Raw genomic sequence first — 25,451 nt, forward strand, 5'->3', positions numbered from 1 at the left:
ATATCGTCCCGCTACCTGTTGCCTGGGTCACTCTTACCCGATTTGACCGGCGACAGCCCCTTTGACCGGCAGCGGAACGGTCGGCATGACGTTGTTCGCGGCGCCAGCTGGAGGCGTCGGATAGTTGAGCTGGCCCACCGTCGCCGCCACTCGCAGGACATATGCATCACGCGGCTGCATGGGATCACGCCCGGTGAAGTCGGTGATCCGCTTGAGTCGGTAGCGCACGGTGTTTGGATGAACGAACAACTTTCTGGCACAGGCTTCAATCGCGCCGCCACAATCTAAGTAAGCGTCAAGAGTTTCGATAAGCGTCGGGCCCGCGTCGGCCAGCGGCCCCATCACGTCGGTGTGCAGCGCCACGATCGCCGACGCATCGCCCATCAGGGCCCGTTCCGGCAGCAGCTCGCGGGCCAGGACGGGACGCGGCGCCCCGCGCCAGCCGCCGACGGCGTTCATCCCGGAGATCGCCTCGCTGGCGCTGTGATAGGCCGCGGTCAGCATGGGCGCCGTCGGCCCGACGACCACGGGGCCGTCGGCGAACGCGACCAGCAGATCCCCGAGGAACTTGTCGGTTGGCGACAACGGCCCGGACACGATGGCGACCAGCCAGGTGCCGTGCACGTCGGTCAGGGCCGCGCGGCCGTGCTGTGCGGCGATGTCGCGGACGCGCTGACTCGCGCGCTCACTGTCGCCGGGGCCGGTCGACCCGTCGCGCCCCGGCGCCGGGGTTCCGACCACCACCGTCGCCGGCTCCGTGGTGTCCCAGTTCAGCGCCGCCGCCCGGGACAGCAGTTCCGGGCCGGTGTCGCCGCGGACCACCGCGTCGACCACGCTGGCCTCCATCCGGCTGTCCCAGCTGCCGCGCGCCTCGGCCGCGTCCGCGTACGCCCCCGCCGCGGTGAACGCCAGGTCGCGGGTGTACTTCAGGATGCCCACCGTCAGCGCGGTGAGCTGCTCCTCGGAGCGCGCCAGCAGCGGGACGACCTCCTCGAAGATGTCCATGGTGACGCGCACCATGTCGACGCTGTGGCGCAACGCGATCCGGCGCTGCAGCTCCTGGGGCACCAGCTCGAAGGCCTGCGCGGTGTAGCTGACGTTGCTGTGCGGATCTTGCATCCACTCGACGAAGTTCACGACGGTCGTCTGCACCACCAGCGCCACGCTGGCCCGCTGGGACGCCTCCAGCTCGGCGAAGAACGGGAGCCGGTCCTGCATGGCGTTGACCGCCTCGGTGGCCAGCCGGCCGGAGTACTGCTTGAGCCGTCGCAGCACGGAGTCGGGGACCGAATCCAGGGTCTCCAGCGGCGACCGGGGGTGCTTGGCGAACGGACCGGCGAAGGGGTTGTCACTCACCCCTAAAACCTACGCGACTTTTCTGGAAGTTTTCGCCAAAGAAGGCGCGTGGCGGGTGGCCCGAATGCGCGGCTGGCCGCGCATTCGGGGCCCGGTGTGCGGATGGCCGCGCATTCGGCGAGCGAGGCGCGAGCGAGCGGTGAGGGGCCCGTGGGCCGCCCCGTCAGGCCACGCCGGGGTCCGACGTCTGCTCCGGCGCGGCCTGCACGTCGTCGATCCGGTACTGGCGGGCGGCGGCGACCGGCACCGACGGGTCGATCTCGCCGTCGCGCGCGAGCGCCTCGAGTACGGCCACCACCTGCGACTCGGCGTCAGTGTTGAAGTAGCGCCGCGCCGCGGGCCGAGTATCGGAGAAGCCGAACCCGTCGGTGCCCAGGGTGACGTAGGTGCCCGGCACCCAGGGGCGGATCTGCTCGGGAACCGCGCGCATCCAGTCCGAGACGGCGACCACCGGGCCGACGGCGTTGGACAGGGCCTGGGTGACGTACGGGACGCCGGCCTGGCGGTCCGGGTGGCGCAGCCGCGCCCGGTCGACCGCGACGCCGTCGCGGTTCAGTTCGCCCCAGCTGGTCACCGACCACACGTCGGCGGCGACGTCCCATTCGGCGGCCAGCATCTGCGCGGCGTCCAGGGCCGCCGGCATCGCCACCCCCGACGCCAGGATCTGTGCCTTGTTGGCGCGCTGGTCGGTGGCGACGTGGTAGCGGTAGAGGCCCCGCAGCACGCCCTCGGGATCGAAGTTGTCCGGCTCGGGCGGCTGCACGTAGGGCTCGTTGTAGACGGTGATGTAGAAGAAGACGTTCTCGGGGTCCTGGCCGAACATCCGGGCCAGGCCGCTTTCGACGATGTAGGCGATTTCGTAGGCGAACGCCGGGTCGTAGGCCACCACCGCCGGGTTGGTGCTCGCCAGTAGCATCGAGTGCCCGTCGGCGTGCTGCAGGCCCTCGCCGGTCAGCGTGGTGCGTCCCGCGGTGGCGCCCAGCAAAAAGCCGCGCGTCATTTGGTCGGCGGCCGCCCACAGGCCGTCACCGGTGCGCTGGAAGCCGAACATCGAATAGAAGATGTAGATCGGGATCATCGGCTCGTCGTGCGTGGCATACGAGGTGCCGGCCGCGATGAACGACCCCACCGACCCGGCCTCGTTGATGCCCTCGTGCAGGATGTGGCCGACTTCGCTTTCCTTGTAGGCCAGCATCAGCTCGGCGTCCACGGCGGTGTACAGCTGGCCGTTGCGGTTGTAGATCTTCAGCGACGGGAACCACGAGTCCATGCCGAACGTGCGCGCCTCGTCGGGAATGATCGGCACGATGCGCGGGCCAACTTCCTTGTCCCGCAACACTTCCTTGAAGGTGCGCACCGTCGCCATGGTGGTGGCGACCTCCTGGGTGCCCGAGCCCTTCTTCAGCGCGGCGTAGATGTCGCGGCTGGGCAGCCGCAACGCCTTGGCCTTCGTCCGGCGCTCGGGAAGGTAGCCGCCCAGGGTGCGCCGACGGTCGATCATGTAGCGGATCTCCGGGGCGTCGGAACCGGGGTGGAAGTACGGCGGCAGGTACGGGTCCTCTTCCAACTGGGCATCGTTGATCGGAATCCGCATGGCGTCGCGGAAGTCCTTGAGGTCTTGCAGCGCAAGCTTTTTCATCTGATGCGTGGCGTTGCGGCCCTGGAAGTGCGCGCCCAGCGAGTAGCCCTTGATGGTCTTGGCCAGGATCACCGTGGGCTGGCCCTTGTGGTCGACGGCGGCCCGGTAGGCGGCGTAGACCTTGCGGTAATCGTGGCCGCCGCGCTTGAGATTCCAGATCTCGGAATCGCTCATGTTCGCGACGAGGGCCTTGGTGCGCGGGTCGCGGCCGAAGAAGTGGTCGCGCACGTAGGCGCCGTCGTTGGCCTTGTAGGTCTGGTAGTCCCCGTCGGGCGTGGTGTTCATCAGGTTCACCAGCGCGCCGTCGCGGTCGGCGTGCAGCAGGGCGTCCCATTCGCGGCCCCAGACCACCTTGATGACGTTCCAGCCGGCGCCGCGGAAGAACGACTCGAGTTCCTGAATGATCTTGCCGTTGCCGCGCACCGGGCCGTCGAGGCGCTGCAGGTTGCAGTTGATCACGAACGTCAGGTTGTCCAGGCCCTCCAGCGCGCCGACGTGCAGCAGGCCGCGGCTTTCGGGCTCGTCCATCTCGCCGTCGCCCAGGAAGCACCACACGTGCTGGTCGGAGGTGTCCTTGATGCCGCGGTCGTGCAGGTAGTGGTTGAACCGGGCCTGATAGATCGCGTTCATCGGGCCCAGACCCATCGAGACCGTGGGGAATTCCCAGAAGTCGGGCATCAGCCGCGGGTGGGGGTAGGACGGCAGGCCGCCGCCGGGGTGGCTGTGCTCCTGGCGGAAGCCGTCGAGTTGGTCGGTGGTCAGCCGGCCCTCCAGGAACGCCCGCGCGTAGATGCCGGGGGAGGCGTGGCCCTGGATGAAGATCTGGTCCCCGCCGCCGGGATGCGATTTGCCGCGGAAGAAGTGGTTGAAGCCGACCTCGTAGAGCGCCGCGGACGACGCGTAGGTCGAAATGTGGCCGCCCACACCGACTCCCGGGCGCTGGGCGCGGTGCACCATGATGGCGGCGTTCCAGCGGATCCACGCCCGGTAGCGACGTTCGACGTCCTCGTCGCCGGGGAACCACGGCTCGAGTTCGGTGGGAATGGTGTTGACGTAGTCGGTGGACGTCAGCGACGGAATGGCAACGCGCTGCTCGCCCGCCCGTTCCAGCAGCCGCAACATCAAATAGCGCGCCCGCGACGGGCCGGAGCGCTCCAGCAGTTCGTCGAAGGACTCCAACCACTCCGAGGTCTCTTCGGGATCGATGTCGGGGAGGTAGGAAGCCACCCCCTCGCGGATCACCCGGACGCGGTCGGGTTCGGTGGCATTGTTGGGACTTGTGGCCAGATCGTGGCGCACGAATTCGGTTGTCAACCCACTACTCCTGTAATTGGCGGGATGTGTGACGTGAGGGCGGGTCGCACCCTCTCCACCATCGTGCCGCACCGGTGTTTCGGGCGGGCAGCCGCCATCGAATAGCCGATCAGGCACACCAACTCGGCGTGTATGGGGCGGGTGTACAAGCCACCCGGTAACGTCAGGCCTGTGCTCATCCGGTGGCGTGCCGTCCCCCCGAGGCAGGTGGGGGCCTTCTCCCGCCGTGGCGCTTTGGCCCTGGGCTGTGTCGCCGCCGCGCTGATGGGCATCGTGGGATGTACCTCGGTCACCAACGGAACGGCGACCCCTGACACCAAAGTCGCCCCCGCCTACCGCCAGTCGGTGTCGGCGTCGGTGTCGGCCTCGTCGGCGACGTCGAGCGTGCGGGAGTCCCAGCGCCAGCAGTCGTTGACCACCAAGGCGGTGCGCACCGCCTGCGCCTCGCTGGTCACCACCAGCAAGAACGCGATCGACAAGACCAACGAATTCGTCCAGGCGTTCAACGCGGGTCGCGGCACCGGCCCCACCGAGGGCCCGGCGATCGACGCCCTCAACGACAGCGCCACCACCGTGGCCAACAGCTTCAATGACGCGATGTCGCAGCAGATGAAGGACGCGTTCAACGCCTACATCGACGCCGCGCACTCGGTGGCCAACGCCATTGGCACACACGCGGGGACGTCGGAATTCAACAGACGGGTCGACCAGCTCAACGACACGAAAAAGAAGGCGATCAAACTCTGCTTGGCGACGTAACGAGGCGGAAGTGTGAACGGCGTTCGCGCTGTGCGACGATAATCCCGAATCGCACATCGCGAGGATGTTGAAGGAGGCTCCACGGTGGTCGCGGCGGATCACGCCCCGAGCTACGCTCGCAAACTGGGCATCGAACCCGACCATGTTGTGCAGGAGTGGGGCTGGGACGAAGACACCGACGATGAGATCCGCGCGGCGGTCGAGGAAGCCTGCGGCAGCGAGTTGCTCGACGAGGACACCGACGAGGTAGTCGACGTCGTGCTGCTGTGGTGGCGCGACGGCGACGGCGACCTGGTGGACACGCTGATGGACGCGATCGGCCCGCTGGCCGAGGACGGCGTGATCTGGGTGGTGACCCCCAAGACCGGGAAACCGGGCCACGTGCTGCCGGCCGAGATCGCCGAGGCCGCGCCTACCGCCGGCCTGATGCCGACCTCGTCGGTCAACCTGGGGGATTGGAGCGCCAGCCGATTGGTGCAGCCCAAGTCCCGGGCCGGGAAGCGTTGATGCTCGCGGTCGGCACCGCCGCCCCTGATTTCACTCTGCGCGACCAGAATCAACAGCGCGTTACCCTGAGCTCCTACCGCGGCGCCAAGAACGTTCTGCTGGTGTTCTTCCCGTTGGCCTTCACCGGGATCTGCCAGGGCGAGCTGGACCAGCTGCGGGATCACCTGCCCGACTTCGAGAACGACGACAGCGCGGCGCTGGCCATCTCGGTGGGCCCGCCGCCCACGCATCGGGTCTGGTCGCTGGACAGCGGCTTCACCTTCCCGGTGCTGTCGGATTTCTGGCCGCACGGCGCGGTCAGCCAGAGCTACGGGGTGTTCAACGACGACGCCGGATACTCCAACCGCGGGACGTTCGTCGTCGACCGGGCCGGGATCATCCGATTCGCCGAGATGAAACAGCCCGGGGAGTCGCGCAACCAGCGCCTGTGGACCGACGCCCTGGCGGCGTTGCGGGCCTGATTTTGGGGACTTGGCCGTCGGGCGGGTAGCCTGCCCGCAGCAACGGGCGCGTAGCTCAGTGGTAGAGCTCTGGTTTTACACACCAGCGGTCGGCGGTTCGATACCGTCCGCGCCCACCCTTTGGCCGGCCGGCCCGCGAGCGCAACCTGGCGGTGATTTTGACGCCCGATTTTCGCAGTGCCGTTACGCTCGCGGTCCCTCGAGGCTGGCCTGGACCTTTTTGACGAAGGCAGCCCCGAACGCCTTGGCGGAGTAGGGGTCTTGGCCGGTGATCAGTTCGCGATCCTCGACGACCTTGCTGCCCATCGGCAGGAACGTCTGCTCCACCTTGGCGCCGCGCGACGTCAACAGTTCGGCCGGGTCATCCTTGAGACGTCCCTTGAAGCGGCGGACCAGCGGAGCCGTCGACAACATCGTGTCCACGCCGGTCTTGAAGCAGGTCATGCGGTAGCCCGCATAGGTCCAGCGACCGTCGATGGTGGGAGCCGCCGCCAGCGCGGCCGGGGCGTGACAGATCAATCCGGTGGGTCGTCGGGCATCGTGGAAGTGACGGACGAGCGCGCCGAAGTCGTCGTTGAGAGCGTCGTCAGCAAACGCGTCGCGGTGCAACAGATCAACCAACGGCGCATGACCGCCGGGCACGAACAGGGCATCGAACTCGTCCAGGCGCTGCGCGTCAGTGCTGATCTCGTCCAGTTTGGCCGGCGTTGCCAGACCGAGTTCGAGAAGCTCCCGATAGCTGCTCAAGGCGGCGTCGCGCTTTTTCCGCGAGCCTGCGAAGTACATCAGGCTGCATGAGGCGCCATCGATGACGGGAACCCGCGCGCCCGGGGTTGCGAAAGCAAGCTCAAACCGGGCTCGACGCATGGCGTCGGTCGGTTCGATCAGTTCACCCAGATACGTTCCGGTCAGTTCGGTGCGGCCGTTTCGCAGCGGAATCTGGTCGGCGGCGGAAACCACCACCAGCACGCGTATCGCCTTTGTCGTTCCCATGGGTCAGCGATACCCCGGACCACGCAGCGACAATCGCGGGGCCTACTCGGAGGGGCGGTACTCGGGCCCCGCGATCCAGGACCGGGCGCCGGCGATTACCGCGGCGTGCACCGCCCGGGCGATCCGGGCGCCAACAGCGAGCGCGGCCCGCCGTAGGTTTCCTCGGTCCCGTCCGTCGGACAGTGCACGACGATCGCGTCCGAGGCGGTTCCGGTGGCACGCACCCCGACCTCGTGCAACGCCTGCGTCTTGGCGCCTCAACCCGCGTGGACAAAGCCGTCTACGGAAGACGTCGGGTTAGAAAATCGAGTTATGAACGCGCGCAAAGAAAATCACGGCAAGACAAGCTGAGAATCGAATCCAACACTACGCGAACAGATCTCGCGGCCTTGGCGGCAAGGCCGTTCACCCAGTATAGCTGGCAAATACCTTCGCGCTCCTGATCCTCATGGTTCGAAAACCGTTGCGATGCAGATTCTTTTGTCCATGATATCGGAGCCCTCGTCAGTGGGATAACAGCTAACCTGCAGTAAGGACTCAGGATATCCCCAAGTCCCATGCCGGAATCGCGGCGGTACGATTTTGGTATGCCGTTGGCCAGCGGCGAAACATTTGCTGGACACGCGATGCCGCGGCTGCCGAGATGTAGTGGAATGGGTACGGCCTACGCTGCTCGCCATCCCAGGCCATCCCACCGCGACGCGCGCCCGGGACTGTCGTGCTGACCAAATCCGGATGCGGCAACTACGAAATTCTTGTGCGGGACTTCGGAATAGCGCGCAGGATCGGCGGAAGCAGCGCGCTCGCCGCTACGAACCTGAGCACGGCGACGTTTCCTTGCACCGCCTTCCAAGCGCCAGCCGACGAACGGATCGACCACCGCGCCGATCAGCAAGCGGTGGCGACCCCAGAACGACCGGCGCCGGCGCCGGTATGGGCGCCAGTTCTGCCGCGCCCCGGTTCGCGCATCCGCTCACGCCGCTACCCCCTCAGCTACCCACACCCGTGGCGTAGATCAATATCCAATGCCCGTCAGCTGACGGGCCCTAGCAGAACGGAAACAATGCCATGTTTACGGGCACCACCAGCCACGCCGGCGCTCTGGTCACTGCCGTCCTGGCGCTGACCGGCACTGCGATTCTGCGCGGTGGCGCAGCAGCGGCCGACCCAAACCAAGACGACCAATTTCTGGCACTACTCGATAGTGCGGGCATCCCGGCCCTCGAGGGCGTACCGAGCCTGATCGACACCGCCCATAAGGTCTGTCGCGCAATAGATGCTGGCTCTTCGGCGGAAGCCGTGGTGGATGCGATGGTGCGGTATGCCTACAGCCAGGACCCGCCCGAGCGCCTCTACGCGCCCGGCCGCCTGGCGCGCACCGAGGCCAAATTCGTCACCGCGGCAGTAGGGGCCTACTGCCCGTATAACCGCGGCAAGGTAGCTTCCATCACGGCCAATCCAGCGTCGAACTGGAAGGAGCCGACGCACCGGGGGGCCGTGCATACGGCCGGCGCGGTCACCTCGGCGGGCGCCGCGCCCGGCTCGCGGAGCGGGGCGGTTCCCACCGGAGACATTTTCCAGCCGAACCCGCCGGCGCTTCCGACGCCGCCGCCGGTCGCGGATCTGCGCACGCCACCCCAGCCGATCGCGACGCCGCCCCGACCGCGGCAGTTGGCTCCTCGACCGCTGCAGCCGGCGCCCCGACCGCAGCAGCCGGCGCCGCCACCGCAGCAGCCGGCGCCGCCACCGCAGCAGCCGGCGCCGCCACCGGAACTCGCGCCGCCTCTACCGCCGGAACTGCCGCCGCCTCCACCGCCGGCGCCACCGATGCCGCCGGGATTTGTCAGACTCGCACCGTGAGACCCCCGTGCCGGGCGGCTTGAGCCCTACTCGGTGGGCCGGTACTCGGGCCCCGAAATCCAGGACCGGGCGCCGGCGAGCACCGCCGCGTGCACCGCCCGGGCGATGCGCGCGCCGAACACCGAGCGCGGCCCGCCGTAGGTCTCCTCGGCCCCGTCCGTCGGGCAGTGCACGACGACCGCATCCGAGGCGGTTCCGGTGGCGCGCACCCCGACCTCGTGCAACGCCTGCGTCTTGGCCTCCGTGGCGGTGGCCACGGCGTTGACCAGGGCCGCCCCGGACAGCCGCACCGGCACCGCGACCACGATGTTGATGGTCCCCACCCGGTACCCGTCGCCGTCGGTGAGCGGCCGGTACTCGACGATCTCGTACTCCGTGAACACCCGCGTGCGCAGGCCGGCCGGCACCTCCCGGCGGAAGTGCCGGTCGGGCGCGGCCGCCCAGGCGGGGCTGGACAGCCCGACCGTCGCGGTGGTGTGCACGTCGCCGTCGGAGGCGAGGTGGTGACGAGTCACGTCGACCGCGGTCAGCAGCCCGCATCCGGTGCCGACCAGCCCGAGCGCGGCGCCGATCTCGGTCAGGTGCCGGTCCGGATCGGTCCGGCCGTAATCGAGGGGGACCGTCGCGTTGACCAACCAATCGCGGGCGCCGATGCCACCGCCGAGCGGGCCCGACGAGATGCACAGTCGCGGTTCGCCGAATTGCCAGACGAGCAACGGGATCGATCGTGTGTGTTCGACCCGCGCGGTCAGCCTGGGATCCATGCTCACATCCTCGCGTGCGGCGAGTCAGCTATGACGCGCGGCCGTGTTGAATCGTGGGCATGACCCCACGAGCACCCCTGAGCATGCCCCTCGAAGAGGCGATGCGGACCCAGCGCGCGATCCGTCGCCTCAAGCCCGACCCGGTGGACGACGCCCTCGTGCTGCATCTTCTCGAACTCGCGATGAAGGCGCCGACCGGTTCGAACGCGCAGAACTGGGAGTTCATCGTCGTCAAGGACCGCGAAGTAGTCGCGAAACTGGGCCGCTTGAACCGCAGAGCCATGAACGCCTTCGGGCCCCTGTACAGGAGGACCCTGCAGCGCCGCGGGGACGACAAGATGCTGCGGGTATTGAAAGCCGTGCGATGGCAGGCGGACCACTTCGACGACACCCCAGTGGTCGTGGTGGCGTGCCTCAAGGGCGTGGTTTGGGCGTGGCCCCCGATAGGCGCGAGCAGTGCCTACGGTTCCATCTATCCCGCGATACAGAACCTACTGCTGGCGGCGCGTGCGGCGGGGTTGGGTGCCGCACTGATCACCATGCCGCTGTGGAGCACGCTCTTGGCCAGGCGCGCTTTGGGTTTGCCGCGCAGTGTGACTCCGTGCGCGGTGATTCCGCTGGGCTGGCCGATGGGCAAATACGGTCCCACCACGCGTCGGCCGGTCGGAGAACTCGTTTCGCTGGACCGATACGGGAACCGGGCGTTCCTATAGTCGCGTCGAGCGTGCATAGAGTGAGCGGGTGAAACCGTTTCGAATCGATGTCTCCGATGATGTTTTGAACGATTTGCGCGCGCGGCTCGCCCGAACCCGTTGGCCCGAGGCCGAATGCGTGGACGACTGGAGCCAGGGGATGCCGCTCGCCTACACCCGCGAACTGGCCGAGTATTGGGCCAACGATTACGACTGGCGGGCGCGGGAGGCCGCACTCAATCGCTTCGACCACTTCATCACCGAGATCGACGGGCTCGACATCCATTTCATCCATCAGCGCTCGCCCCACGAGGGCGCGTTCCCGTTGGTCATCACTCATGGCTGGCCGGGCTCGATCGTGGAGTTTCACAAGGTGATCGAGCCGCTGACCAACCCCGCGTCGGGTCGCGCCGAGGACGCCTTCCACGTGGTGTGCCCGTCGCTGCCGGGCTACGGGTTCTCCGGCAAACCCACCGGCACGGGGTGGGGCGTGGAAAAGATCGCCCAGGCGTGGGAAACGCTGATGCTGCGCCTCGGCTACGAGCGCTATGGCGCCCAGGGCGGCGACTGGGGCGCCGCGGTGACCACCCAAATCGGTCGCAATCGCGGCCATTGCGCGGGCATTCACCTGAACATGCCGGTCGGTAGGCCCACCAAGGAGGCGCTGTCGAATCCCACCGACGAGGAGCGCCAAGCCATGGCCGGGCTGGCCAATCACCGCAAATGGGGCACCGGCTATTCCAAGCAGCAGTCCACCCGGCCGCAAACGCTGGGCTACGGGCTGGCCGATTCCCCGGTGGGCCAGCTGGCGTGGATCGTCGAAAAGTTCTGGGACTGGGCGGATTGCGACGGGCACCCCGAGAACGCCGTCAGCCGCGACGAACTGCTCGACAACGTGATGGTCTATTGGGTGACCAACACGGCCGCGTCGTCGGCCCGCCTGTACTGGGAGAGCTTCGCGGTCTGGGGTGGGGGAGACCGCGTCGAATTGCCCACGGGCGTCGCGGCTTTCCCCGGCGAGCTGTTGAAGGCGCCGCGCAGCTGGTGCGAGCCGATTTACAACATCACCCACTGGACCGACATGCCGCGCGGTGGGCATTTCGCGGCGTTCGAGGAACCGGACCTGTTCGTCGAGGATCTGCGCGCCTTTTTCGCGACGCTGCGCTGAGCGAATCAGCCTGGCGGGGCGAAGAACTCGAGCGCGATGCCGTCGGGGTCGCGGAAGCTGAGCCCCGAGCCGTAGGGTGCATCCACGATGCCGCCGTGGTCGATGCCCAGTTCGCCCAGCCGGGTGACCCAGTACTCCAGCTCGGCGCGGCCGGCGCAGCCGAAGCCGATGTGGTCCAGGCCGACGCGGTGTTCGCTGAACTGTTCGTCGGGGGCCGCGTGGTCGTGCTGGTGAATGCCGAAGACGGTGCCGCCGTCAAGCATCCACACCTGGTGCCGGAAGCCGGCGTCGGCGTGCTCATCGAGGATCGGGTCGGCGCCGAGCAGGTTGCGATACCACGGGCCGCTGACTGCGATGTTACGCACTGTGATTGCCACGTGGTTGAGCGCTGGAAAAGCCATAGTGACGACTCTAGCCCTCGACGACCCGGCGGGCCCTGCGTGCCCGAGACCTACTGCTGCACAAATGGATTCGATCAACGCAGGCCCGCGGTGAGCCGGGCCGCGGAATTCGCGGTCGCCACCGCCGGCTCGAGACAATCGACGATCTCGACGTGATATCCGCCGAGAAATGGGCACGCGCTGACTGATGAGCACTGAACCTGGCAATGCAAGCCCCCCGCCGCCTGACCCGCCGAACCTGTCACCGGGCGGCAAATGGGGCGTCGCCCCGTCCAGCAGGCCGCAGATGACCCGCGCCGGCGACAGGTTCAAATACGGCCTAGGCCCGTGGTGGGCGCTGGCCGTCCTGATCGTGATGGTCATCGTCGTGGTGGTCGTGGCGCTGGCCTAGCGGACATCGCCGCCGACCTCCGGTGTGAGACGCTGCCGAGGTGTTTGCAACGCACCCCCGCGTGGTTGGCGTGCTGGTCGGCTACCTGGCCGATCGCGCGCTGGGCGACCCGCGACGCGGCCATCCCGTCGCCGCGTTCGGCACGGGCGCCGCCGCGCTGGAGAACCTGACCTACCGCGAGAGCAGGGCGGCCGGCGCAGTCCACGTGGGCGTGCTGATCGGGTCGTTGGGCCTGCTCGGCGCGGCGGCGCAACGGGCCGCCGGGCGCGGCGGGCGGCCGTGGTCGATCGCGGTGACCGCCGCGGCCACCTGGGTCGCGCTGGGGGGAACGTCGTTGGCGCGCACCGGGCTGGCCATGTCCGAGCTGCTGGAGCGCGGCGACGTCGAGGGCGCACGTGGGCTTTTGCCCTCGTTGTGCGGGCGGGACCCCGCGTCGTTGGGCGTCGCGGGCCTGACCCGGGCGTCGCTGGAATCGATCGCCGAGAACACCTCCGACGCCCAGGTGGCGCCGCTGCTCTACGCGGCGGCCGGCGGTGTGCCCGCGGTGCTGGCGTATCGCGGCATCAACACCCTGGACGCCATGGTCGGTTACCGCTCGCCGCGCTACCTCCGATTCGGTTGGGCCGCAGCGCGATTGGACGACGTGGCCAACTACATCGCCGCGCGGGTGACCGCGTCGTTGGCGGTGGTGCTGGCGCCCCTGGTCGGCGGCTCAGCGTCGGGCGCGGCGCGCGCATGGCGGCGCGACGCCGGCCGCCATCCCAGCCCCAACGCCGGCGCCGTCGAGGCGGCGTTCGCCGGGGCCCTGGGTGTGCGCCTGGGCGGGCCCACCCAATACCGTCACGAGCTGCAGATCCGGCCCACGCTCGGCGACGGCCCCGAACCCACGGTGGCCGACCTGCGGCGGGCGGTCACGCTGTCGTCGCTGGTGCAAGCGGGTGCCGCGCTGCTGGCCGGAGTGCTGTCGGGTTACCGGCGGCGTCCGTAGCGGTCGGCGAGTTTGTCCTCCACGGTCTGCGGCGCCTCGGGGGCGGGCGCCGACTCCGCGGCGGCTGACTGCGTTTCCTGGCGGCGGACGCGAATCTCGGAATACACGAAGTAGCCCAGCCCGATCGGGGCGAGGATGCCGAACGCGATCCACTGGATCCCGTAGGACAGGAACGGCCCGGCGTCGAGCTGGGGCACGCCGACCACGCCGAGCCCACCGGGCTGACCGTCGATCAACTGCAGATAGGACCCGGCCAGCGGGACCTTCGTCAGCACCGCGACCTGCTCGGTGTCGATCGAATACACCTGCTGCACACCGTCTCCCACGAAGGGATCCTTGCCCGCCACGGCGGGCTCGGAGTTGCGCAGCCGCGCCGTGATGGTCACCGTGTCGGCGGGCGGGCCGGGGATCGGCGGAACGCGAGATCCCTCCAACGGGCGCACGTAACCGCGGTCGACCAGCACGGTGGGCCCACCATCGACGGCGAAGGGCGCCAGCACCTCGAAGGCCGGCTTGGAGTCGATCACCCGCAGCCGGGCCAGCACCTGGACGTCGGGCAGGTAATGCCCGGTCGCGGTGACCTGGCGCCACTGATCCCCCGGGGCCGCCGAGTTCTGCTGCGGCAGCAGGGTTTTCACCGGGACGGGCGCGGTGTTCAGGGAATGCTCGATCTGGTGGTTCTCCCGCGAGGTCCGGCTGTGTTTTCCCAGCTGCCAGGGCGCGAGCACCGTGAAGCACAGATAAGCGAACGCGACGACCACCAGCGCCAGCACGATCCAGCCCGGCCGCAGCACAAACTCCAGCCTGCGCATCACCCCGAGCCGTTCTGCGCGAGGCGTTCGTCGACCCAGTCGTGCAGGCCGGGCAGCGCGGCGTCGATGACGGTGTAGACGCGTTCGAAGTCGCTGGTGTCGCCGTAGTAGGGGTCGTCGACGTCGGGGGTGTGGGCGCCGGTGCGCGGATCGAAAGACCGCAGCATCTTGACGCGGTCCTCGTCGGCGCCCAGGTGCCGAAGCATGCGGGCGTGGTTGCGGTCCAGGGCTACCACCAGATCGGCCGCCAGGTGCTCGGCGTCGACCTGCGCGGCGCGGTGGTCGCAGGCGTAGCCGTGGGCGCGCAGCACGCCGACGGCCCGCTCGTCGGCGCACTCGCCGACATGCCAGTTGCCGGTGCCGGCGCTGCTCACCCGCACCGCGTCGGCCAGACCGCGGCGGCGCAGCTGGTCGGCGAACATTTTCTCGGCCATCACCGACCGGCAGATGTTGCCGGTGCAGACGAAGGTGATGTGCAGGGGTTCGCGGTCAGACACCCAGCGCCCTCCGCAACTCGTCCATGCTCGCGGCGTGCGTGACGCCGTCGAGACCCGCGGCCCCGTCGGGGAAGTCGGCCCGGCCGTAACCCCAGCCGACCACCACGGTGTCGATACCGTGCGCGGCCGCGCCATGCGCGTCGTGGCTGCGGTCACCGACCATCAGCACCCGCTCGGGCAGGGGCGTCAGCTGCGAAAGCGCGTGGGCCAGCACCTCGACCTTGGCCTTGCGGGAGCCGTCGGGGCTGGCCCCGGCGATGACCTCGAAATGCTGGTCGAGCCCGAAATGGGCGAGGATGCGCCGCGCGGTCGGTTCCAACTTGGAGGTGGCCACGGCCAGCCGGACGCCGGCCGCGCGCAGATCGACCAGCAGCGCCTCGATCCCGTCGAAGAGCGCGTTCATCGCCCACCCCCGGGTGCCGTACTCCGCGCGGAAGGCCGCGATCGCCTCCTCGGCGTCGTCGCCCAGCTCCATGGACCGGAAGGTGTCGTCCATCGGCGGGCCCACGATCTGGGCGACGAGGTCGCCGGGGGGCACGGGTGCGCCGATGTGGTTGAGCGCATGCAGGAAGCTGGCCACGATGCCCTCCGCGGAGTCGGTCAGCGTGCCGTCGAGATCGAAGATCACCAGCTGCGCCCCCGGGGCGCGGGGATCGGCTGACGTTGTGCCTGTCACCTCACCATTGTCCTCGATGGGCGCGGCCGGCTGCGACGGTGTTGCCGGTGTACGTCCGGCCGGTCCACGCGGCGCACTAGTGTTTCACGGATGGCGAGTCTGAACCTGAGCCCGCCTGCGGCGCGCTACCACGGTGATCAGGCCGTCGCGCCCGGGATGCTGGACTTCGCCGTCAACGTCCGGCACGGCCAGCCTCCGGACTGGCTGCTGCGACGGCTGGCCGCGCGGCTGCCCGACCTGGCGCGCTACCCGAGCCTCGACGACATCCACGCGGCGCAGGACGCGGCCGCCCGGCGGCACGGCCGGGCCCGCGACGAGGTGCTGCCGCTCGCCGGGGCGGCCGAGGGATTCGCCCTGCTGGCCAACCTGCGCCCGGCGCTGGCGGCGATCATCGCGCCGGCGTTCACCGAGCCGCAGGCGGCGCTGAGTGCCGCCGGTGTGCCGGTGCACCACGTAGTGCTGCCGGCGCCCTTCGGCCTCGCGGGTGCGGTTGTCCCCGAGGACGCCGACCTTGTCGTCGTGGGCAATCCCACCAATCCGACCTCGGTGCTGCACGGCCGCGAGGAGTTGCTCGCGTTGCGCCGGCCCGGCCGGATCCTGGTGGTCGACGAGGCCTTCGCCGACTCGATTCCCGGCGAGCCGGAATCGCTGGCCGGTGACGCGCTGCCCGACGTGCTGGTGCTGCGCAGCCTGACCAAGACCTGGGCGCTGGCCGGACTGCGGGTGGGTTACGCGCTGGGATCGCCGGAGGTGTTGGCGCGGTTGACCGCTCAGCGGGCGCACTGGCCGGTGGGCACGCTGCAGCTGACGGCCATTGCGGCGTGTTGCGCACCGGAGGCGGTTGCCGAGGCGGCGACCGGGGCGGCGCGACTGGAGCAGCTGCGCGCCGAGATGGTCGCCGGGCTGGCGTCGGTGGGCGCCGACGTGGTCGACGGCCGGGCCCCGTTCGTGTTGTTCGGCACGCCGGAGGCGGTTGCACTGCGAAAACGACTGCATGACAGGGGAATTGCCATCCGTCGCTGTGATACTTTCGTCGGGCTGGATGACCGGTACTTGCGGGCCGCGGTGCGCCGCGAGTGGCCGCTGCTGGTGCAAGCGATCGCGGAGGCCCATCGGTGAGCGTCACGCTGGCCGATGTCATCGCGGTGCTTGATGAGGCCTATCCGCCGCGGCTCGCCGAATCATGGGATTCGGTGGGCCTGGTGTGCGGTGACCCCGACGACGCGCTGGAGTCGGTCACCGTCGCGGTCGACGCGACACCCGCCGTCGTCGACGAAGTTCCCGACGCCGGGCTGCTGCTCGCCCATCACCCGCTCCTGTTGCGGGGGGTGGACACCGTCGCTGCCAGCACGCCCAAGGGCGCGCTCGTACACCGGCTGATCCGGACCGGGCGTTCACTGTTCACCGCGCACACCAACGCCGACTCGGCCAATCCGGGCGTGTCCGACGCGCTGGCCGCCGCCCTCGGGCTCCGGGTCGAGGCCGCGCTGGAGCCGGCGACGGGTGCGCCCGGCCTGGACAAGTGGGTCATCTACGTGCCTCAGGAGAACGCAGAAGCGGTGCGGGCGGCGGTGTTTGAGGCCGGGGCCGGTCACATCGGCGACTACTCGCACTGCAGCTGGAGCGTCACCGGCATCGGCCAGTTCCTGCCGCACGAAGGCGCCTCGCCCGCGGTGGGCAGCGTCGGCAACGTCGAGCGGGTCACCGAAGACCGGATCGAGGTCGTCGCGCCCGCGCGGGCCCGGGCTGCGGTGCTGGCGGCCCTGCGCGCCGCTCATCCCTACGAGGAGCCCGCGTTCGACATCTTCGCGATGGTCCCACCGCCCGGCGACGCCGGGCTGGGCCGCATCGGCACGCTGGCCCGCCCGGAACCGTTGCGCGACTTCGTCTCCCGCGTGCACGTGGCGTTGCCGCGGACATCCTGGGGGGTGCGGGCGGCGGGCGACCCCGACCTGCCGGTGTCACGGGTCGCCGTCTGCGGCGGCGCGGGCGATTCGCTGCTGGCCGCCGCGGCCGGGGCCGGGGTGCAGGCCTACGTCACGGCCGATCTGCGGCATCACCCGGCCGACGAGCACCGCCGGGCCTCGGATGTGGCCCTGATCGATGTGGCACATTGGGCAAGTGAATTCCCGTGGTGCGAACAGGCCGCCGAGTTGCTGCGGTCGCGTTTCGGTGCGGAGCTTGCGGTGCGGGTGAGCTCGATTCGCACCGACCCTTGGAATGTCGAGCACGCTGACAACGAGTCCGGGGGAGAAGAGTCATGAAGGCCGAAGTGGCACAGCAACGTTCGCTGCTCGAGTTGTCGAAACTGGATGCCGAGCTGTCCCGCCTCACGCATCGGGCCGCGCACCTGCCGGAGCAGGAGGCGTGCCGGCGCATGCAGGAGGAATACGACACCGCCGGCGATCGGCAGGGCGCGGTGCGGATTGCCCTGGAAGACATCGACGCTCACGTCAAGCGCCTCGAATCCGAGATCGATGCGGTGCGCCAGCGCGAAGATCGAGACCGGGCGCTGCTGCAGTCAGGAGCGACCGACGCCAAGCAACTGGCGGACCTTCAGCACGAGCTGGAGACCCTGCAGCGTCGCCAGACCAGCCTGGAGGATTCCCTGCTGGAGGTGATGGAACGTCGTGAGGAGCTGCAGGCCCAGCTGGACACCGAGCAGAAGGCCCTTGAGACCCTGGAGGTCGACATGGCCGGCGCGCGGCAGGCACTCGACGCCGCGCTTGCCGAGATCACCGAAGCCCGCGAGCTGCATTCGTCACGACGCGATTCGCTGAGCGCCACGCTGGACCCGGCCCTGTCCGCCCTCTACGAACGGCAGCGCGCCGGAGGAGGGCCGGGCGCTGGGCAGCTGCTGGGAAAGCGGTGCGGGGCCTGCCGGCTCGAGATCGACCGCGGCGAACTGTCCCGCATTTCGGCCGCCGCCGAAGACGACGTGGTGCGATGCCCGGAATGCGGCGCGATCCTGCTGCGGGTCAAGGGGTTCGATCAGTGAAAGTTGTCATCGAGGCCGACGGTGGTTCGCGCGGCAACCCGGGGCCGGCCGGCTATGGCGCCGTGGTGTGGACCGAGGACCGCACGACCGTGTTGGCCGAGAACAAGCAGGCCATCGGCCGCGCCACGAACAACGTGGCCGAATACCGCGGGCTGATAGCCGGTTTGGACGACGCCCTGAAGCTGGGCGCCCGCGAGGCGGCGGTGTATCTGGATTCCAAGCTGTTGGTGGAGCAGATGTCCGGGCGCTGGAAGGTCAAGCATCCCGACCTGATCGAGCTGAATGCGCAGGCCCGACGGTTGGCGGCGCGGTTCGACAGGATCGGTTACTCGTGGATTCCGCGGGAGCGTAATTCGCACGCCGACCGGTTGGCCAACGAGGCGATGGACGCCGCGGCTGGGGCCAACGGCGCGGCGGAAAACCCCGAGCCGGCCGAAAAGCCCGAGCCCTCCGGTGCTGAGGCGGTGAAAACCGTTGCGGCGCCGGCGCCGGCGCCGACGGCGCCGGGCTGGACGGGTGCGCGCGGCACCCCCACCCGGTTGTTGCTGCTGCGCCACGGGCAGACGGAGCTGTCGGTGCAGCGCCGCTATTCCGGGCGCGGTAACCCGGCGCTGACCGAAGTGGGGCGACGGCAGGCCGACGCGGCGGCGCGGTATCTGGCTCAGCGCGGCGGGATTTCGGCGGTCTTCGCTTCCCCGCTGCAACGGGCCTACGACACCGCGGCGGCGGCGGCCAAGGCCCTGGGCCTGGATGTGACCGTCGACGACGACCTGATAGAGACCGATTTCGGTGCCTGGGAGGGGTTGACGTTCGCCGAGGCCGCCGAGCGCGACCCGGAGCTGCACCGCCGTTGGCTGCGTGACACCAGCACCGCCCCACCGGGCGGCGAGAGCTTCGATACGGTCGCCGATCGGGTGTTGCGGGACCGGGAACGGATTGTCGCCGCACACCAGGGCACCACGGTGCTGGTGGTGTCGCACGTGACGCCGATCAAGATGCTGTTGCGGGAGGCGCTGGACGCCGGGCCCGGCATCTTGTACCGGCTACACCTCGACCTGGCGTCGCTGAGCATCGCCGAGTTCTATTCCGACGGAGCCTCTTCGGTGCGGTTGGTCAACCAGACGGCTTACCTGTAAACGTCACTTTTGCTCTTGGTTGAGTCGAGGGATCAGGCCGCCGGCCAAGACGTCCTTGACCTGTCGTGGCGAGAGCCGATGCCGCACAGAGAATGACGATCCCTTGCTGACATTCTCGACCTGCAGGGCATCCCCTTGGTCCAGCGCGGTCAGATTCTGGATGCGGAGGGTGTCGTCTTGGTCGATCGAATCGTAGTCACCGGGATTGTCGAATTCGAGCGCCAAAATTCCATAGTTGGCCAGGTTCTGCCAGTGGATGCGTGCGAAGGACTTGGCGATGACGACGCGCAACCCGAGGTAGCGCGGTGCGATCGCGGCGTGCTCACGCGACGAGCCCTGGCCGTAGTTGTCCCCAGCGACGATGATGTGCCCGCCGTCGCCGGCCTGTTGAGCCCGCTCGGGGTAGGAGTCGTCGACCCGGGTGAAGCTGAACAGTGCGAGCTTCGGGATGTTGGACCGAAGCGGAAGAGCCTGCACGCCGGCCGGTGAGATTTCGTCGGTGGAGATGTTGTCGCCGACCTTGAGCAACACCGGCGCCTCGACTTCGTCCGGCAGCGGCGACAACTCGGGCAGGCTCGAGATGTTGGGCCCCTTCACGGGCTCGACACGTTGTGCCTCCTCGGCGTCCGGCGGAGGCACCAGCATTGCGGTGTTGACGGAGTTGCACTCGGGCAGATCAAGTTTCGGGTACTCCATCTGCTCCTCTTTGGCCCAGTCCCGCGGATCCGTGATCACTCCCGTCAGCGCCGATGCCGCGGCCGTCTCGGGCGAACACAGCCACACCGCGTCCTCCTTGGTGCCAGACCGGCCGGGGAAGTTGCGGGGCATCGTGCGCAGCGAGTTGCGACCGACCGCGGGAGCCTGACCCATGCCGATGCACCCCATGCAGCCCGCCTGGTGAATGCGCGCGCCGGCCACCACCAGATCCAGCGTCGCGCCCATCTTGGTCAGGTCGGCCAAGATCTCGCGCGACGTCGGGTTGATGTCGAAGCTGACCTGCGGGGCCGTCTGGCGTCCCGCCACCATCGCGGCCGCGATCGCGAAATCCCGCAGCCCGGGGTTGGCGCTCGAACCGATCACCGCCTGGGCGACGCCCTCGCCGGCCACCTCGCGGACCGGTACCACGTTGCCCGGTGACGACGGTTTGGCGATCAGCGGCTCGATCTGCGACAAGTCGATCGTGTCCTCGACGTCGTAGCCCGCGTCATCGTCGGCCAGCAACTCAACCCAGTCGTCCTCGCGCCCCTCGGCGCGCAGGAATTCGCGAACGGCCTCGTCGCTGGGAAACACCGTCGTGGTGGCCCCGAGTTCGGCGCCCATGTTGGCGATGACGTGGCGGTCCATCGCCGTCAGCTTCGCCAAACCGGGACCGTGATACTCGATGATCCGGTTCACCCCGCCCTTTACGTCGTGGCGGCGCAACATCTCCAAGATCACGTCTTTGGCTGAACACCACTGGGGCAGCTCACCCTCGAGCCGCACACCCCATACCTCGGGCATCCGGATGTGCAGTGGTCGCCCGGTGATCGCGAGCGCCACCTCGAGACCACCGACGCCGATCGCGAGCATGCCCAGCGATCCCGCCGCCGGAGTGTGAGAATCGGAGCCCACCATCGTCTTGCCGGGGATGCCGAAGCGCTGCATGTGAGTTGGGTGCGAGACCCCATTGCCCGGTTTGGAGAACCACAGGCCGAAGCGTTGCGCCGCGGTGCGCAGGTACTCGTGATCCTCGGCGTTCTTCTCGTCGCCCTGCAGCAGGTTGTGGTCGACGTACTGCACACTCACCTCGGTGCGGGCGCGATCGAGCCCGAGCGCCTCGAGTTCCTGCATCACCAGCGTGCCGGTCGCATCCTGGGTCAGCGTCTGGTCGATCCGGATCGCGATCTCTTGCCCCGGGGTCATCTCCCCGGATTCCAGATGAGAGCTGATCAGCTTGTGAGCGACGTTCATGGCCATACTTCGTTGCCTCCTACGCCATGCGTGATGACCTCACGCTGTGGAGTACCCCGAAGCGGTTGTTTTAGTGCGATTAGTGCGCGGCGGCGGTCGCCGGCTCGGCCACACGGTAGCTTCGCTGCGTGCGGCCAACTCAGGCAGCAGGGCCGGGCTATTTCGTCGGGCCAACGGTCACGGCGTTCGCAGTCGTTGTGCACTCTTGAAATTCACGCAATCCCAGGCGCAGTTCCATGCGGTTGCATCTCGACCTGGAGATCGTTGAGCATCGCCGAGTTCTATTCCGGCGGAGCATCTTCGGTGCGGTTGGTGAACCAGACGCGTATCTAGGCGGCTGAGGGCGACGCGCCGCCGTAGTCGCCGAAGGACCACAGGTTGCCTTCGGGATCGCGGACGGTGAATTCGCGTGCGCCGTAATCGGTTTCGTCGAGCGGGCGCACGATCTCGGCCTTACGCTGCAGCACCCGTTCGTAGAGCGCGTCGGGATCGGTCGTGACGACGTAACCGCCGGCGGTGCCCGGTTCGCGGCACCATTGCGCGTCGGGCTTGTAGGTGCCCAGCATGATCCCGCCGGAGCCGTGCGGCCAGTTCAGTTGCGCATGATCGACGGTCTCGCCCTGGCCGTAGCGCGCCGCGAGGACGAAGCCGAATGTGTCGATGTAGTAATCGATCAGCTTGGGCGCGTCATGGGCCTGCAATGTCAACCAGACGGTCGGATTCGAAGCGGTCATGGTCCCACTGTGCGCCGAACGAATGGCCGCCGTCTTGAATGTTTCGGAACTCGTCGGCCAGCCAGCGTCGCGGCGGCACACCGGCGAACCGGACGAATTCGCGGGTCATGTGCGCCTGGTCGCTGTACCCCGTGGCGGCCGCGACCGCCGCCAGGTCGACGCGTCCGTACCGGCGCGCCGACGCGGCGATGCGCGCCGTCGCGTGCTGGAACCGCATGAGCATCGCCACCGTCTTGGGCGAGCGGCCGACCTCCTGACCGAACAGCGTCGTCAGATACCGGGTGGTCACGCCGACCGTATCCGCCAAGGTGGCCACCGGTATCCGGCCCCGGCTGCGTTCCAGCAGGTGCCAGGCGTACGCGACCTCGGGACGCACGCTCGCGCTCTCGCGACGCCGCCGCGCCTCGATGAGGTAGTGGGCCACCAGGGCGAACACGTCCGGCCAGCCGTCCGCCTCGCTGACGCGGTCATGCAATTCGTGCCCGCCGCGATCCAACACCGCGGTCGCGTCGTACTCGGCGACGGGAAGCTCGGCGCTCGGCACGCCGAACAGCGCGCGTGAGGCCAGCGGATGCACCGCCAGCTGCACGCCGGCCTGGCCGCGGCGCTGTCGCACGTGGCTGGCCTGCACGTGCAGGCCGCTCAGCAGCAGCGGGTTGGGGCGCGCGACGGCCAGTGCGCCGGCAGTGGCGCCGGCTTCCACCCCGTCGTCGAGGCTGACGATGAAGGTCAACGTCGAGGACGGCATGCCGCGGTGCACCGTCTCGGGAACGTCGAGGGTCCGGTATCCGACCATGGACGTCACGCCCGGCGCACTGCGCGGCGCCGCCACGTGGTATTCCGAGCCCCGGTCCACCACACCACGCTAACGCCGCAGCGGTCAGCTGTGCAGGTGCAGCCGCTCGCCGTGCGGGCCGAAGATCACGATGGCCTCCACCGGCCCGTCCACCACGCCGAACCAGTGCGGCGTCCACGTCGAGAATTCGACGGCCTGGCCCGGGTCGATGGTGAAGTCACGGTCGCCGAGGATGAGCCGCATCCGGCCGGACAGCACGTACATCCAGTCCTGACCCTCATGCACGGGCAGGTCGGCGGGCGGATTGCGGCGGCGGGCGCTGACGCGAACCTTGAACGCGTGCAGGCCACCGGCCGGGCCCTGGCGGGTCAGCGGCCAGTAGGTGACGCCGTGGTGGGTGTGCGCGGCGCCACGCACCCGCGGGTCCGGCGCCGGCGAGGTCTGCAGCAACTCGTCGGTGCTCACCGACAGGGCCCGGGCCAGCCGCGGCAGATGATCCAGCGCCAAGCGCCGTTTGCCGGACTCGAGGCGGCTCAGCGTCGAGACGTCGATGCCCGCCCGCTCGCCGACCTCCTGCAGCGTCATGCCGCGCTGCGCGCGCAGCTCCCGGAGCCGCCGCCGCACCACGAGGTCGATATCGGGAGTGGTTTTTGCCTGCATGGCAATCCAGCTTGGCAAAACGATCGGGGGTGGGCAAGCTCGCGGTATGGACAGTTCGTGCAAACCCGATGATGCCCAGCAGTTCTGGGAAGAGCGCTACCGGTCGATCGAGCGGGTGTGGAGCGGACGGGTCAACGCCCGGCTCGCCGAGGTGGCCGCAGACCTGCCGCCCGGCCGCGCCCTGGACCTGGGCTGCGGGGAGGGGGCCGACGCGCTGTGGCTCGCCGACCGCGGCTGGCGGGTGGTGGCCGTCGACGTCTCCGACACCGCGCTGCAACGCGCCCGCGCGGCCGCCTCGGAGCGGAATATACTGGCCCGCATCGACTTTGAGCGCCACAACCTCAACGAGAGCTTCCCGCAAGGGATGTTCGACCTGATCTCCGCCCAGTATTTTCATTCACCGGCCCGCCTGGATCGCGAAGACGTGTTGCGGCACGCCGCCGACCGGGTGAGTCCCGGCGGCGTGCTGCTGATCGTGGACCACGGGGCGGTGCCGCCGTGGGCGCAGCACCACGATCACTCCTTCCTCGGTATCGAGGAGGTGATCGCCTCGTTGCGGCTGGACACCGCCGCGTGGACGCGGTTGCGCGCCGACGCCGTCGAGCGCGAGATGACCGTCAACGGGGAAACGGCCAGGGTGCCCGACAACGTGATCGCGTTGCGGCGAGACCGATAACCCCTACGCCGCGTCGTGAAAGATCAATCCCATGGCGTAGCGCTGCCCACTGCGAACCACAGACACGCCGTGGCGCACCGGCGCCGCGGACCAACCGCGCGCCGAGCGCACCGGCCGTTCCCGCGTAGTGAAGACGTAGCCGTGCCCCTGCGGCAATTGTGTTGCCGTGCCGCGGGATTGCGCCCGCAGTCGCTGTTCGACCAGCAGGAATTCACCGCCGGTGTAGTCGGTGGCCGGGTCGCTGAGATTGATCACCACCTGCAGGGGGAACACCAGCTCCCCGTAGAGGTCCCGATGCAGCGCATTCCAGTCGCCCGCACCGTACTTCAGCATCAGGGCGGTGGATCGGGTCTGGCCGGCGGCGTGGCAGGCCGCCAGCCAATCGTCGAGGCGGTCCGGCCAGGGCGTGTCCCGGCCGAGCCTGCCCCACCAGTCGCGGGCGATCGGCAGCAGCCGGGGATAGAGCGCCTGTTTGAGTTCCTCGATCGGTTCGGGATAGGGCGCGTGGAAATAGCGGTACTGCCCGGACCCATAGCGTTTGGGCGCCATGTCGATCGTGGAGCGGAACAGGGCGTCGTCGGCATAGAGCTTGCGCAGCCGCGCCGCCTCGCTGGAGGTGACCAGTCGCGGCAGCAGTGCCCCGCCGTGCTCGTCGACCGCGGCGGCGATGGCCTCCCAATCACCCGAGTCGACGCGGCTTCTCCATCGGGACATCCGCGTCCTTCCGATTCGTGATCCGAGTCCACGGTAAACGGTTGCTGGCCCCGGCATCGCGCAGGTAGTACCGTTTATCGTCGCGGACGAGTTGGCCGGGCGGCCGCGGACCGTCGCAAGGCGGTTCGAGGAAAGTCCGGACTTCACAGAGCAGGGTGATTGCTAACGGCAATCCGAGGTGACTCGCGGGAAAGTGCCACAGAAAACAGACCGCCACCCTCGCGGTGGTAAGGGTGAAACGGTGCGGTAAGAGCGCACCAGCATCCCGGGTGACCGGGGTGGCTCGGCAAACCCCACCCGAAGCAAGGCCAAGAAGGCCGCACCTCTGGTGCGGCCGCGCAGGCGTTTGAGGGCTGCTCGCCCGAGCCTGCGGGTAGGCCGCTCGAGGCACCCGGTGACGGTGTGTCCAGATGGATGGTCGCCGCCGCACCGCCGTTGCTCACGCGCGGCGGTGGGGAACAGAATCCGGCTTACAGGTCAACTCGTCCGCCCGCCCCCCGCGAAACTGC

26 protein-coding genes, 1 tRNA gene, 1 other RNA gene and 1 pseudogene are annotated in these 25,451 nt (G+C 68.8%); 15 read left to right on the forward strand and 14 right to left on the reverse strand.

Features of this window, described 5'->3' with window-relative positions:
- Positions 1 to 33: 33 nt before the first annotated feature.
- Both G6N26_RS01995 and aceE read right to left on the reverse strand, forming a co-directional pair.
- A complete protein-coding gene (locus G6N26_RS01995) occupies positions 34 to 1,356 on the reverse strand; it encodes a PucR family transcriptional regulator (RefSeq protein WP_067172525.1) in 1,323 nt (440 codons plus the stop codon).
- Between the two features lie 163 nt (positions 1,357 to 1,519).
- Positions 1,520 to 4,309 carry a pyruvate dehydrogenase (acetyl-transferring), homodimeric type gene (gene aceE / locus G6N26_RS02000; RefSeq protein ID WP_083019957.1) on the reverse strand — a complete coding sequence of 930 codons (2,790 nt, stop codon included), beginning with the start codon at positions 4,307 to 4,309 and terminating at the stop codon, positions 1,520 to 1,522.
- Between the two features lie 171 nt (positions 4,310 to 4,480).
- Between aceE and G6N26_RS02005 the strand changes: the two genes are divergently transcribed.
- The 4 genes from G6N26_RS02005 to G6N26_RS02020 all read left to right on the forward strand — a co-directional run bounded on the left by G6N26_RS02005 (position 4,481) and on the right by G6N26_RS02020 (position 6,152).
- On the forward strand, positions 4,481 to 5,068 hold the full coding sequence (locus tag G6N26_RS02005) for a hypothetical protein (RefSeq protein WP_083019955.1): 588 nt from the start codon (positions 4,481 to 4,483) through the stop codon (positions 5,066 to 5,068).
- Between the two features lie 84 nt (positions 5,069 to 5,152).
- On the forward strand, positions 5,153 to 5,575 hold the full coding sequence (locus tag G6N26_RS02010) for a DUF3052 domain-containing protein (RefSeq protein WP_067172531.1): 423 nt from the start codon (positions 5,153 to 5,155) through the stop codon (positions 5,573 to 5,575).
- Positions 5,575 to 6,036: a peroxiredoxin gene (locus G6N26_RS02015; protein WP_067172533.1), complete on the forward strand. Its 462-nt coding sequence runs from the start codon at positions 5,575 to 5,577 to the stop codon at positions 6,034 to 6,036. Before G6N26_RS02010 ends, G6N26_RS02015 begins: the two co-directional genes overlap by 1 nt.
- A 44-nt stretch (positions 6,037 to 6,080) precedes the next feature.
- Positions 6,081 to 6,152 (forward strand) — tRNA-Val (locus G6N26_RS02020).
- Positions 6,153 to 6,219: 67 nt separating this feature from the next.
- On the opposite strand, the gene G6N26_RS02025 is transcribed toward G6N26_RS02020, so the two are convergent.
- On the reverse strand, positions 6,220 to 7,005 hold the full coding sequence (locus G6N26_RS02025; protein WP_163648699.1) for a DJ-1/PfpI family protein: 786 nt from the start codon (positions 7,003 to 7,005) through the stop codon (positions 6,220 to 6,222).
- A gap of 66 nt (positions 7,006 to 7,071) precedes the next feature.
- Positions 7,072 to 7,283, reverse strand: a pseudogene (locus tag G6N26_RS02030) (adenosylcobinamide amidohydrolase); the annotation flags it as partial.
- 814 nt (positions 7,284 to 8,097) lie between these two features.
- Here G6N26_RS02030 and G6N26_RS02035 point away from each other — a divergent pair.
- Positions 8,098 to 8,889: a DUF732 domain-containing protein gene (locus G6N26_RS02035; RefSeq protein WP_083019952.1), complete on the forward strand. Its 792-nt coding sequence runs from the start codon at positions 8,098 to 8,100 to the stop codon at positions 8,887 to 8,889.
- Positions 8,890 to 8,915: 26 nt separating this feature from the next.
- Here G6N26_RS02035 and G6N26_RS02040 read toward each other — a convergent pair whose 3' ends face one another.
- On the reverse strand, positions 8,916 to 9,653 hold the full coding sequence (locus G6N26_RS02040) for an adenosylcobinamide amidohydrolase (RefSeq protein ID WP_083019950.1): 738 nt from the start codon (positions 9,651 to 9,653) through the stop codon (positions 8,916 to 8,918).
- Positions 9,654 to 9,736: 83 nt separating this feature from the next.
- Here G6N26_RS02040 and G6N26_RS02045 point away from each other — a divergent pair, with 83 nt between their 5' ends.
- Both G6N26_RS02045 and G6N26_RS02050 read left to right on the forward strand, forming a co-directional pair.
- Positions 9,737 to 10,366 (forward strand): nitroreductase family protein, encoded by a 630-nt coding sequence (locus G6N26_RS02045; protein WP_083019948.1) that lies wholly within the window; start codon positions 9,737 to 9,739, stop codon positions 10,364 to 10,366.
- Positions 10,367 to 10,394: 28 nt separating this feature from the next.
- The gene (locus G6N26_RS02050) at positions 10,395 to 11,513 is read left to right on the forward strand and encodes an epoxide hydrolase family protein (RefSeq protein WP_067172541.1); all 1,119 of its coding nucleotides are present in this window, start codon (positions 10,395 to 10,397) and stop codon (positions 11,511 to 11,513) included.
- A 5-nt stretch (positions 11,514 to 11,518) separates the two neighbouring features.
- Here the strand turns inward: G6N26_RS02050 and G6N26_RS02055 are convergent, their stop codons facing one another.
- Positions 11,519 to 11,914 (reverse strand): VOC family protein, encoded by a 396-nt coding sequence (locus G6N26_RS02055; RefSeq protein ID WP_083019946.1) that lies wholly within the window; start codon positions 11,912 to 11,914, stop codon positions 11,519 to 11,521.
- A gap of 187 nt (positions 11,915 to 12,101) precedes the next feature.
- Between G6N26_RS02055 and G6N26_RS02060 the strand changes: the two genes are divergently transcribed.
- Positions 12,102 to 12,305, forward strand: a complete 204-nt coding sequence (locus G6N26_RS02060; protein ID WP_131813340.1) for a hypothetical protein — start codon at positions 12,102 to 12,104, stop codon at positions 12,303 to 12,305.
- Between the two features lie 40 nt (positions 12,306 to 12,345).
- The gene (locus G6N26_RS02065) at positions 12,346 to 13,293 is read left to right on the forward strand and encodes a cobalamin biosynthesis protein (RefSeq protein WP_083019945.1); all 948 of its coding nucleotides are present in this window, start codon (positions 12,346 to 12,348) and stop codon (positions 13,291 to 13,293) included.
- Here the strand turns inward: G6N26_RS02065 and G6N26_RS02070 are convergent.
- Genes G6N26_RS02070 through G6N26_RS02080 form a run of 3 tightly spaced genes read right to left on the reverse strand, consistent with a single transcriptional unit; the run spans position 13,275 to position 15,278 of the window.
- Positions 13,275 to 14,105, reverse strand: coding sequence for an SURF1 family cytochrome oxidase biogenesis protein (locus G6N26_RS02070; protein ID WP_083019943.1), 831 nt, complete (start codon positions 14,103 to 14,105; stop codon positions 13,275 to 13,277). The two genes, G6N26_RS02065 and G6N26_RS02070, sit on opposite strands and share 19 nt — an antisense overlap.
- The gene (locus G6N26_RS02075) at positions 14,105 to 14,539 is read right to left on the reverse strand and encodes a low molecular weight protein-tyrosine-phosphatase (RefSeq protein WP_415621349.1); all 435 of its coding nucleotides are present in this window, start codon (positions 14,537 to 14,539) and stop codon (positions 14,105 to 14,107) included. The genes G6N26_RS02070 and G6N26_RS02075 overlap by 1 nt, the downstream gene beginning before the upstream one ends.
- A 55-nt stretch (positions 14,540 to 14,594) precedes the next feature.
- On the reverse strand, positions 14,595 to 15,278 hold the full coding sequence (locus G6N26_RS02080; RefSeq protein ID WP_179960275.1) for an HAD-IA family hydrolase: 684 nt from the start codon (positions 15,276 to 15,278) through the stop codon (positions 14,595 to 14,597).
- A 90-nt stretch (positions 15,279 to 15,368) separates the two neighbouring features.
- Between G6N26_RS02080 and cobC the strand changes: the two genes are divergently transcribed.
- Genes cobC through G6N26_RS02100 form a run of 4 tightly spaced genes read left to right on the forward strand, consistent with a single transcriptional unit; the run spans position 15,369 to position 19,412 of the window.
- Positions 15,369 to 16,397, forward strand: coding sequence for an Rv2231c family pyridoxal phosphate-dependent protein CobC (gene cobC, locus G6N26_RS02085; RefSeq protein ID WP_083019939.1), 1,029 nt, complete (start codon positions 15,369 to 15,371; stop codon positions 16,395 to 16,397).
- On the forward strand, positions 16,394 to 17,542 hold the full coding sequence (locus G6N26_RS02090) for a Nif3-like dinuclear metal center hexameric protein (RefSeq protein ID WP_083019937.1): 1,149 nt from the start codon (positions 16,394 to 16,396) through the stop codon (positions 17,540 to 17,542). The genes cobC and G6N26_RS02090 overlap by 4 nt, the downstream gene beginning before the upstream one ends.
- Positions 17,539 to 18,276 carry a zinc ribbon domain-containing protein gene (locus tag G6N26_RS02095; RefSeq protein ID WP_083019935.1) on the forward strand — a complete coding sequence of 246 codons (738 nt, stop codon included), beginning with the start codon at positions 17,539 to 17,541 and terminating at the stop codon, positions 18,274 to 18,276. The genes G6N26_RS02090 and G6N26_RS02095 overlap by 4 nt, the downstream gene beginning before the upstream one ends.
- A complete protein-coding gene (locus G6N26_RS02100; RefSeq protein ID WP_083019933.1) occupies positions 18,273 to 19,412 on the forward strand; it encodes a bifunctional RNase H/acid phosphatase in 1,140 nt (379 codons plus the stop codon). The genes G6N26_RS02095 and G6N26_RS02100 overlap by 4 nt, the downstream gene beginning before the upstream one ends.
- A gap of 3 nt (positions 19,413 to 19,415) precedes the next feature.
- On the opposite strand, the gene G6N26_RS02105 is transcribed toward G6N26_RS02100, so the two are convergent.
- The 4 genes from G6N26_RS02105 to G6N26_RS02120 all read right to left on the reverse strand — a co-directional run bounded on the left by G6N26_RS02105 (position 19,416) and on the right by G6N26_RS02120 (position 23,552).
- Positions 19,416 to 21,368, reverse strand: a complete 1,953-nt coding sequence (locus G6N26_RS02105) for an aconitate hydratase (protein ID WP_083019931.1) — start codon at positions 21,366 to 21,368, stop codon at positions 19,416 to 19,418.
- Between the two features lie 323 nt (positions 21,369 to 21,691).
- The gene (locus G6N26_RS02110; RefSeq protein WP_067172566.1) at positions 21,692 to 22,096 is read right to left on the reverse strand and encodes a VOC family protein; all 405 of its coding nucleotides are present in this window, start codon (positions 22,094 to 22,096) and stop codon (positions 21,692 to 21,694) included.
- The gene (locus G6N26_RS02115; RefSeq protein ID WP_083019965.1) at positions 22,050 to 22,892 is read right to left on the reverse strand and encodes an AraC family transcriptional regulator; all 843 of its coding nucleotides are present in this window, start codon (positions 22,890 to 22,892) and stop codon (positions 22,050 to 22,052) included. The genes G6N26_RS02110 and G6N26_RS02115 overlap by 47 nt, the downstream gene beginning before the upstream one ends.
- An 84-nt stretch (positions 22,893 to 22,976) precedes the next feature.
- Positions 22,977 to 23,552 carry a helix-turn-helix domain-containing protein gene (locus tag G6N26_RS02120; RefSeq protein ID WP_067172568.1) on the reverse strand — a complete coding sequence of 192 codons (576 nt, stop codon included), beginning with the start codon at positions 23,550 to 23,552 and terminating at the stop codon, positions 22,977 to 22,979.
- Between the two features lie 46 nt (positions 23,553 to 23,598).
- On the opposite strand from G6N26_RS02120, the gene G6N26_RS02125 reads away from it, so the two are divergent.
- Positions 23,599 to 24,228 carry a class I SAM-dependent methyltransferase gene (locus tag G6N26_RS02125; protein ID WP_083019929.1) on the forward strand — a complete coding sequence of 210 codons (630 nt, stop codon included), beginning with the start codon at positions 23,599 to 23,601 and terminating at the stop codon, positions 24,226 to 24,228.
- 3 nt (positions 24,229 to 24,231) lie between these two features.
- Here G6N26_RS02125 and G6N26_RS02130 read toward each other — a convergent pair whose 3' ends face one another.
- On the reverse strand, positions 24,232 to 24,942 hold the full coding sequence (locus G6N26_RS02130; RefSeq protein WP_083019927.1) for a 2OG-Fe(II) oxygenase: 711 nt from the start codon (positions 24,940 to 24,942) through the stop codon (positions 24,232 to 24,234).
- An 87-nt stretch (positions 24,943 to 25,029) separates the two neighbouring features.
- Here G6N26_RS02130 and rnpB point away from each other — a divergent pair.
- Positions 25,030 to 25,431: RNase P RNA component class A (gene rnpB / locus G6N26_RS02135), an RNA gene on the forward strand.
- Positions 25,432 to 25,451: the final 20 nt, after the last annotated feature.

It is taken from the genome of Mycobacterium marseillense (assembly GCF_010731675.1).
GTDB lineage: Bacteria > Actinomycetota > Actinomycetes > Mycobacteriales > Mycobacteriaceae > Mycobacterium > Mycobacterium marseillense.